At 56.8% G+C, this 9,334-nt stretch carries 7 protein-coding genes; all 7 read right to left on the reverse strand.

The genetic code is table 11. The annotated features are described in order from the left end of the window. Positions 1-261: 261 nt before the first annotated feature. Positions 262-1,197: a glycoside hydrolase family 43 protein gene (locus PAT3040_RS26350; protein ID WP_108995025.1), complete on the reverse strand. Its 936-nt coding sequence runs from the start codon at positions 1,195-1,197 to the stop codon at positions 262-264. 418 nt (positions 1,198-1,615) lie between these two features. Then, positions 1,616-3,601 (reverse strand): glycoside hydrolase family 127 protein, encoded by a 1,986-nt coding sequence (locus PAT3040_RS26355; RefSeq protein WP_258235166.1) that lies wholly within the window; start codon positions 3,599-3,601, stop codon positions 1,616-1,618. Between the two features lie 51 nt (positions 3,602-3,652). Beyond that, the gene (locus tag PAT3040_RS26360) at positions 3,653-4,483 is read right to left on the reverse strand and encodes a carbohydrate ABC transporter permease (RefSeq protein WP_108995026.1); all 831 of its coding nucleotides are present in this window, start codon (positions 4,481-4,483) and stop codon (positions 3,653-3,655) included. Then, on the reverse strand, positions 4,480-5,367 hold the full coding sequence (locus tag PAT3040_RS26365; protein WP_087569923.1) for a carbohydrate ABC transporter permease: 888 nt from the start codon (positions 5,365-5,367) through the stop codon (positions 4,480-4,482). Before PAT3040_RS26365 ends, PAT3040_RS26360 begins: the two co-directional genes overlap by 4 nt. Before the next feature lie 100 nt (positions 5,368-5,467). Then, positions 5,468-6,868 carry an ABC transporter substrate-binding protein gene (locus PAT3040_RS26370; protein ID WP_108995027.1) on the reverse strand — a complete coding sequence of 467 codons (1,401 nt, stop codon included), beginning with the start codon at positions 6,866-6,868 and terminating at the stop codon, positions 5,468-5,470. Positions 6,869-6,995: 127 nt separating this feature from the next. Further along, positions 6,996-8,771: a sensor histidine kinase gene (locus PAT3040_RS26375; protein WP_108995028.1), complete on the reverse strand. Its 1,776-nt coding sequence runs from the start codon at positions 8,769-8,771 to the stop codon at positions 6,996-6,998. Then, the coding region (locus PAT3040_RS37440; protein WP_181376842.1) for a helix-turn-helix transcriptional regulator at positions 8,768-9,334 on the reverse strand (567 nt) is incomplete at its 5' end. The genes PAT3040_RS26375 and PAT3040_RS37440, both read right to left, overlap by 4 nt.

Consider the following 9,334-nt stretch of genomic DNA (forward strand, 5'->3'; position numbering starts at 1 on the left):
GATTTTTATTTGTGCATGTTCTAGAATTAATCGACAGTCTCAAAAATCGGGTTACAGGGTGCCGCGGAGCTACTTCGGATGCTGTAACCCGAAAAAATCGGGTTACTGAGTGTCGCGGAGCCACTTTCGAAGCTGTACCTTCGGAGCCTCAACCGGACATTAATTTTTGGCAAGATTTCCTGTACGGCGAAAAAGCACAAGCTCCAGGGAAACGGATCCCACGGACTTGCGCTTTTATCATCGAACCGCCTGTCTATTACCTTATCCCATGTTACGAGCAGCAACGCCATCGAATGTGATCCGAACCGGCTCGATCGTCCCGTCCGCCGCGAACGTCATCCGGTCGATGCAGACGACGCGGTGATTCGGATCGGTCTCCGATAACGGCCGGCGATGGTAAACGATGCACCACTCGTCCGTACCGGGAATTTGCAGCACGCCATGATGCCCCGCGCTGGTGGCGACGGCGGCGTCTTGCTGCAGGATTTTGCCTACGCGCCCGAAAGGTCCCACGGGAGAATCCGAGATGGCGTACGCGACCGAATAATCCGGCCCGCCCCAGCCTCCCTCCGCCCACATGAAATAGTAGCGCCCGTCCCGCTTGATCATGCACGGCCCTTCCACAAACTTCTCCGGCGTCACTTCCTTGAACGTCTCCCCGTCCGGGAAATTGACGATGCTGATCATGTCCTCGCCCAGCCTCACGACATTGCATCGTCCCCAGCCGCCGTAATACAGATAGGCGGACCCGTCGTCGTCCAGAAAAACGTGGGGATCGATCGGCTGCGCGCCGTTCACGAACCGGTCGATCAGCGGTCGATCCAGCGCATCGCGATACGGCCCCTCGGGCCGGTCTGCTACAGCGACGCCGATTCCTCCGAGCTCCTCGTTGCTCTGAATATCGTTGGCAGCAAAATAATAATAGTACCGCCCGTTCTTCTCAATAGGGGATGGAGCCCACAACGCCCGCTTCGCCCACGAAATGCTGCTCCTCTCGAGAATCCGCTCCGCCTTGCTCCAGTGCACGAGATCGTCCGAGTAGAAGGCGTCGAACCAGGTCTGTTCGTCGTAAGGAGCCGAGCAGGTGGGATAAATCCAATACCTTCCCTCGAAGATACGCGCCTCCGGGTCGGCGTACCAACCCGGCAGAATCGGATTGCCCGATGTCACAGCAGCTTTACTTTCCCTTACGTTCATTGGCTTCCTCCTCTGATTATGGCGAACCATGCTGCAACTCTAATAGTGCGTAATGCTGTAGAAAATGGAACTAGTCGAAACTAAGGATCGGTACACGTTTTCAAAGAAAACGACCTAAGGGAGCATACGCTTAATAGAGCTACCTAAGCACCTGCAATCTTTCCTGAGAAAACTACTCCGATACTTCGAAAGCAAGCATCTTGCTTTGTTTCGCCTAACTTCGGGCCCCGCGAAAGTAATCGGAATTGGCTTCGCAACCCCTTCACATTCATGGGTAGCGGGAAATATTCGATGTCGAGTAAGCTTCGTGGCATACTTTGTGATCAAAAGAGGAGTTTTGAACAACCTCTAATCGATACTCCACAGGGAACATGCAGCTACGAACGGTAATGTTTCATCAATCGTCGACCGCTCCCCCTTATACGGAGTACAGTCTGCGATCCTCCGCCGTACGCAGCCACACCTGCATATATCCCGCTTCTCTATTGTCCCAGGCATAATACGGCACGAGCGCGATAGGCGTTCCGTCTGACGCCGAGCCGCTAAGCACAGTTACGCCGCCAAGCAGCTCGGGGCGATGTTTGGCGACGAAGGACGAGCCCGGCTCAATCACGCAGCCGTCATAGGGAAGCTCCCCGTTGTCCGCCTGCTCAAGGCAATAGACGACGGGACCGCGCTGGATGGCGACCCGCCCCCGATTCGACTCCACTTCGCCGCGCGCACGCACTTTCTCTGCTGGCATATCCAGCTCCAGTACAAGACTGTCTCCCGGAGTCCAACTCCGCTCGATAACCAGATAGCCGTTCTGTGTCACGGCATTCGCTCCTGAGAGCGCAACGCCGTTTAGCAGAATCCGGTAGCTCCCGCACCAGCCCGGCACCCGCAGCCGAATGGGGAAGCTGTCGCAGGCCGCAGACGATTGTACCGCATTGCCTTCCGCATAACTACCCACATTGCTTTCAACATTGCTTTCAACATTGCTTCCAACATTGTTCCCGACATCGCCTCCCGAGCCGCCCGTAACTAAGCCCGAACCCAAACCCTCTGCCAACCGCAGATCAACTACGTCGATCGCGATACTGCCCTCCCACGGATAGTTCGTCGTCTGCTTCAGCCGGACGGACCGCCCGTCAGCCAACGTCAGCTCCGACTCGCCGCCCATATACTGATTGACGACAACGCCGCCGTCGGCGATGGCATACGCATATTGGCCGATAGAAGGCAAGAAGCGCACCAGATTCGTCGGGCAGCATGAGGTGTCGAACCATGCCACGCGATGATGTCCGCCTTGCGAGGCCAGCGGATTGACATAGAAGAACCGATCGCCAGGAAGCGAGATGCCGGACAACGCACCGTTGTACATCTCTCTCTCCACGATGTCGGCGTAGACGCCGTCGCCGAACAGCAGATTCATCCGGTGGTTCCAGAACGCCATCGCGATGGCCGCGCAGGTCTCGCAATAAGCCGTCTCGTTCGGCAGATCGTAATCGTGCGTGAAGCCCTCGTTATGATGCGACGGACCAATGCCGCCGGTAATATACATGTTCCGCTCTACCGTGTGCGCCCATACGCGGTGCAGGGCCGCCGTATATTCCGGATCCCCGGAAGCGTGAACGACATCCGCCATGGCCGCGTATTGATACATCGCGCGAACGGCATGTCCCGTCACCTTCTCGATATCCTTGACCGGCACGTCGTCCTGACAATAAGCGGGGCCCCACTCCGGGATATCCCAGATTCGGCCGACGCCATGGCCGTGACCGCGCTCTTCCAGCAGCCACAGAGCCAGCTTCCAATACCGCTCTTCTCCCGTAAGCCGGTACAGCTTGACCAGCGCCAGCTCGATCTCCTGATGCCCCTCTACCCAATGACGCTTGCCGGGCCCGAAAAGCGAGTCGTAATGATCCGCCAGCCTGCGTGCGACATCCAGTATAGCCGGTTTGCCCGTCGCTTCGTAATAGGCGACCGCCGCTTCGATCAGATGGCCGCCGTTGTACATTTCGTGTTTCTCCATATCGGTCCACTTGCTCTCGGGCGCCGTCAGCGTGTAGTAGGTGCACAGGTAACCGTCGGGCTCCTGCGCCGACGCGATCGCATCGACGATCCGGTCAATCTCCGCCTCCAGCGCGGAATCGCGATTCAGCATAAGCGAATAAGCGGCGCCCTCCAGCACCTTGTACACATCGGAATCGTTAAAATAGATTCCCTCGAACGTTCCTTCCTTCGTGCCGCCCGCCTTCTCGAAATTGGCGATACGGCCGGTCGTCTCGCATTTCTCCAGACAAGCCGGCAGCGTCACGCTCCGCACGGATTCCAGGCGCCGGCGCCAGAAGCCGTCATGGATCTCCACCTTCGTGAACGGAACGTTGCCCCAGCGCTTTAGCGGGGATGCAGCAATCGGCATGGAAACTCTCCCTCTCTCTTGTTGGTTTCGATGATCTCCGTTCTAACCATGCTATCCTTTTAATCCAGTCAGCGTAATGCCCTCCAGAAAGTACCGCTGCCCGACCAGGAATACGACCACGCACGGCAGCACGACCGCGGCGGACGCGGCCATCAGCAAGTCCCACTGGGCGGTGTAGGTGCCCTGGAACATCTGCAGACCCAGCGCCAGCGTAAACAGATGGTCGCTCTTTAAGTAGATGAGCGGACCCATAAAGTCATTCCACGTGCCGAGGAAGGTGAACAGCGCCACGACGATGACGGCGGAACGGCTGAGGGGCAGAATGATTTTGAAGTAGATGCCGAAGTAGCCGGCTCCGTCCACTACCGCCGCCTCGTCGAAGTCCCGCGGAATTGTCAGATAGAACTGCCTCAGCAGGAAGATGTTGAAGATGCCTCCTCCAAAGTAGGCGGGAGCGATCAGCGGATAATACGTATCGTAGAAGCCTAACATCTGCCAGCCCAGGAAGCTCGGAATCAAAGTCACGGCGGCGGGCAGCATCATGCTCGACATCAGGATGGCGAACACGATATCCCGTCCCTTCCACTGGATCCGCGAGAACCCGAACGCCGCGACCGTGCTTGTCACGATCGTGCCGACCAGCACGCCGATGACGATGATGAAGGTGTTCATGAAATACGTGTCGAAGGGCAGAATCGTTAGCGCCTTTTTGAAGTTGCCCCATTGCACGGGGTTCGGAATCCATTCCGGCGGCATGGTGAAGATCTGCGACAAATTCATGAGCGAGCTTCGGATCAGCCAGATAAAAGGCGTAATGAACATGACGGATACGAGAATAAGCGCGGCATAACCCGCTGCGAGCGTAAGTCTTGATGTCTTCATGAGCGCCCTCCTCCTTCATAGTACACCCATGACTTGGAGCTTTTGAACACGATAAAGGTAAAGAACAGAATGATGACGAACAGCACCCATGCGAGCGCCGACGCGTATCCCATCTCCGTATCCCGGAAGCCGGTGCGCCATAGATAGAACACGTAAAACAAGCTTTTGTTGTTAGGGCCTCCATCCGTCAGGATGTAAGCTTCGTTAAACACCTGGAACGAGCCGATAATCGTCATGATCGTGTTGAAAAACAGCGTCGGAGTCACCATCGGTATCGTAATGTGGCGCAGCTTGCTGTACCAGCCGCCGCCATCCACGTCGATTGCCTCGTAATATTGCTTCGGAATGCCGGACAAGCCCGCGAGAAAAATAATGACGGTGCCGCCGATGCCCCATAACGTCGTCAGCACGACGGACGGAATAACGCTGCTCTCGGCATACAGCCAGTTGCTGGTAGGCAGATGAAGCCACTCCAGCACGGTGTTGATCAATCCCAGATCGGGATTGAGCAGCCACATCCAGATCATCGCCGACGCCACGGCCGGCACGATGCTGGGCAAATAAATAATGGTGCGGAACAGCGCCCTCCCCTTGACGTTCATGTTGAGCAGCAGCGCGACCGCGAACGAGATCAGAATAACCGCCGGCACGCGCAGCGCTACGAAATAGAAGGTAGCGCCCAGCGATTGGTAGAACAAATCGTCTTCTCCGCTGAACAAGCGGACATAATTATCAAAACCGATGAAAGCAGTTCCTTCTTTGAACACGTTATAGTCGCTAAGACTAAGCACCAAGCTCGCGATCATGGGACCCAGCGTAAACAGCAGGAAACCCAAAATCGCGGGAGACGTGAATAGCAAGCCGTAAAATAGCCCTTTTCTCATGTATACCTCCCGTTGCAGGCCGACCTGTCGATGCTCCGGGACGCGGCGGCCGAGGCTGTCTATCCAAGCGCCTCATGCCCGCCGCCCTTCCCGTTATCATTTATTGCTGAATGTCGCGGCGACCTTGCACAAGCTCCTGCGCTTTGGCGGCGACGCCGTCCAGCGCCTCTTGCGCCGTCTGTTGGCCAAGCCAGACTTTATCCAATGCGGGCGAGACGACATCCATGATTTTGCTGAAGTTTTTGACGTAGCCCGTAGGCGTCTGATGGCTGCTGTTCAGGAGCACTTCTACGATGGCATCCTTGTAGCCCGACGGACGGGAAGCGAGATTTTCCGTCCATCTGGCGAGAAGATCGTTCTCCGTGTACCAGCTCTTATAGGACGGCATCCAGGTGCCTGCCGTAATCATGTCGATGGACGATTCCGGATCGATCAAATATTTGATCAGCTCCCACGATTCTTGCGGATACTTCGTCGACTTGAACATCGAGAACATGCCGGCAACGATCGTCGTCATAGGTTCCTTCATGACCGGCAGCACGCCCACGTTGTAGTTAAAGTTGGATTGCGCAAGCGATGTGGATGCCCACTGGCCGTCGATGACCATCGCGACTTTCTTGGTCTGCAGCGCCACATTGGTGCCCGGAATGTTTTTCGACTGAACCGGCGACGGCGCCACATGGTGCACATTCATCAGATCGGCGATATTTTGGAACACCTCGACCGCCTCCGGCTGATTGAGAGCGAAGGTCTTCCCGTCCGCGGAGACGAAGTCGCCTCCATTGGAATAGATGAAATTGCTGTAGCCGCCCCACCAGGTCGGGAAGTTGATGCCGAATTGTTTGATGTTCTTCGGATCGAACGCGGGATCGTTCGCGTTCCTTCCCTGCGAGTCGATCGTCATCAACTTCGCCGCTTCTACGAATTCATCCCATGTCCATGCCTCGCTCGCTTTGGCAGGAGGCGGCTCGACGCCGGCATCCTTGAACATGTCTTCGTTGTAGAACAGGCCGAACGATTCCGGCCCCGGCGCGATACCGATCACGTGACCCGGCTCCAGCGAATAGAGCAGGTTCGGCACGAGACTGTCGACGTTGATCTGCGGGTCGTTGTCCAGAAACTCTTGCAGATTCAAGAACTTGCCTTCTTCGGCCAGCGGATAAGCGATGGTGCCGGACTCCATCATGGCGATGTCGGGCACATCGTTGCCCGCGACCATCGTCGTCAGCTTCGTATCGTAATCCGCGGCGATATGCTGCAGATCGACTGTAATATGCGAGAATTTATCCTCGAATCGCTTGATGGCGACCTTGTAAGCAGCCAGCTCGTCAGGCGCGCCCCATACCGTCATGCGCAGCGTGATCGGCGCAGGCGAACCATCTTGTCCGCTATTGCCCCCCGTATCCGTTTCTTTCGAAGGACGAGAGCAGCCGGCGAGTATTGTCGTTCCCAGAAGCGTTAGCGCCAGCAGCGAGGCTATCGTTTTTTTACTACGCAACATGTGAATATACCCCTTTCCGAATAAGCGATGTTCATGCCATCTCTTTCATAGCTGCAGTCTATGATGACTTCAGTATAGAGCACCCGGTAACGCTTACATATTCCCAATATCTTTGTATTGGTGGACTTTAATTGGTTTCGTGCGGCAGCGTAATGACGATCCGCGTCCCTTCTCCGGGCCCTGAGATAATATCGACTCCGTACCGCTGGCCATAGGCAAGCCGGATTCGCGCAATCGTATTATTAATGCCGATGGACGCCGATTCCTTCTCCAGAATGGCTTGCACCGCCTCCGGTCTCATCCCCTTGCCGTTGTCCTCCACCTCGAATAGACAATCGTCGCCTTCCTTGCGAGCACGTATGTAAATAAGGCCGCCCGTCTCCAGGTGGACGAAGCCGTGCAGGATGGCATTCTCGACGAACGGCTGGAACAGCAGGCGCGGCAGCTTGCAGTCGTACAGCTCGGGATCGATATCGTAATGAACCGTGAACTTGTCCTCGAACCGGGCCGACATGATGTAGAAGTAGCTCTTCATCCATTCCAGCTCCTCGGCGAGCCGGACGGAACCCCATTCCTTGCGCGTCGTGTACTGCAGCATATGGGAGAGACAGACCAGCATCTTGCTGAGCTCCTTCTGTCCGTTCTCGATGGCAGTCCAGTTCATCACGTTTAAGGTGTTGTACAGGAAGTGCGGATTCATCTGCATGTTCAAAGCCCGAATCTCCGCTTCCTGCTCCTTGAGCCGGCTCTCGTAATTCTCCGTTACCAGCAGCCGTATGCGGTCGTTCATCCGGTTGAACCGCTGAATGAGGAGGCCGAATTCATCGCTGGAGCGAACGTCCAGCTGCGTATGAAAGTCGCCCTCTCCGACCGATCTCATGGCGCCCAGCAGCCGTTTGATGGGATTCGTAATTTTGCCGGAGATAAAATAAGCGAGCGCCAGCGCGACAGCGCCCATCACAAGGGAGAGCAGCACGGTGGAGGTACGGATGACGGGCACCAGCTCCTGAGCCAGCACCGATTCCGGGGTAATGACGATCGATAGCCAGCCCGTCACCTTGGAGCGGTCGAAGCAGATAATAACGGCTTCGCCGTCCAGCGTCATCCGCCGCGTTCCGCTCCCCTCCTCGTGCAGCTCCCGAGTCCACTCCCCCTCGTATCTCGTGCTGATGGCCTCCGTATCGCTTCCCGCAACGATTACATTGCTCTGATCGATAACCATATAGCGGGAGTTGGCGGGAATGCTCTGCTCGAACAGCTTGGTCAGCGAGTCTGCCTTAAAGCTCACCGCAAGCACAGGCCGTTCTACGTCCGGTCCCAGCCGCTCCAGCGAGGAATTGCTGAGATAAGAGAAATCGACCACCCTCGTGGCCGAATACAAGTATTGAAAGTCCAGCCGGCTGTCATCCAGATAAGCTTGGCCGAACATGTCCGCGAAGTCGTAAGTCGGGTACCAGACCATCTTGCCGCCGGCCTCTTGCGCCTCGTGGTAGATATCCGAGTCTTGCGGCTTGCCCTGAGGCAGCGTTTGCCCGTATGTGAAATAAGACGTCCACAGCTGATACGCGTAGACGTCTTCGATCTGGGCGAAGTAGGAGCGGAGCGCGCTGCCGACTATCCTGTCGGCGGCAATCAGCTTCGCCTCGTCGCTTGTGTCCAGCGTGTTAAAGAGCTCGAACAACTGCCTGTCCACGAACAAGGCCTGGCTGTTCCGATCCACGATGCCGAGCTTCGTATCGATGATTTCGTTGTTCTTGACGACGATGCTCTGGACGTTCTGCTGGGCCTGGCCGACGACGACCTCCAGACTTTTGTTGTAGAAGATGATGCCCGCCGTCACAAGCGGCACTACGATCAAAAGCACGTAGCTGACCAGAAGGCGGGTGCGGAACGTCGTTCTCATGGTGTCTCGTCTCTCCTTTGCCGCTGGGACATCTGTCGATGGCGTTCGGGCGACAGCCCGAATTGCTTTTTGAAGACGCGGCAGAAATATTTGGTGTCCGAATAGCCGCATTCCTTGGCGACTTCGTAGATCTTGAGCCGGCTGTCGGCCAGCAGCTTGGCCGCGCTGTTCATCCGGGCTTCCAGCAGATGCTCCGTGAACGTCCGGCCGGTATTATTTTTGATCCAGGTGCTGAAGTACGACGGATTGAAGTAGAACCGCTCGGCCGCCGACTCCAGCGTGACCGGCTCCTTCCGATGCTCCGCGATCCACTTGAGGCATTCCTCCGCCAGCTCCTTGTCGCGCCCGTCCTTGCCCGCATGCAGCGCGGCGTGCACCTCGCGCAGCTTCTCCTCCATCAGCGCCGTCAGCTCCAGGTAGGTGCGGCATGCCGGCACGCCCGTCACCGCGGCTTGGGCCAGCTCTCCCCCGACCTCGCGGTCCACATGCTCGCGGTTGCGGCTCTTGATCTTCATCAGCAGCAGCGCGGCATGCTCCTTGAGCGATGGCGGCGGCAGCCGCCC

It is taken from the genome of Paenibacillus agaridevorans, from assembly GCF_003112455.1.
Classification (GTDB): domain Bacteria; phylum Bacillota; class Bacilli; order Paenibacillales; family Paenibacillaceae; genus Pristimantibacillus; species Pristimantibacillus agaridevorans.

Bases quoted from the DNA above. Each gene is read 5' to 3' on its own strand.
- PAT3040_RS26350 (WP_108995025.1), bottom strand. From the start codon at position 1,197: ATGAACGTAAGGGAAAGTAAAGCTGCTGTGACATCGGGCAATCCGATT.
- PAT3040_RS26355 (WP_258235166.1), bottom strand. From the start codon at position 3,601: ATGCCGATTGCTGCATCCCCGCTAAAGCGCTGGGGCAACGTTCCGTTC.
- PAT3040_RS26360 (WP_108995026.1), bottom strand. From the start codon at position 4,483: ATGAAGACATCAAGACTTACGCTCGCAGCGGGTTATGCCGCGCTTATT.
- PAT3040_RS26365 (WP_087569923.1), bottom strand. From the start codon at position 5,367: ATGAGAAAAGGGCTATTTTACGGCTTGCTATTCACGTCTCCCGCGATT.
- PAT3040_RS26370 (WP_108995027.1), bottom strand. From the start codon at position 6,868: ATGTTGCGTAGTAAAAAAACGATAGCCTCGCTGCTGGCGCTAACGCTT.
- PAT3040_RS26375 (WP_108995028.1), bottom strand. From the start codon at position 8,771: ATGAGAACGACGTTCCGCACCCGCCTTCTGGTCAGCTACGTGCTTTTG.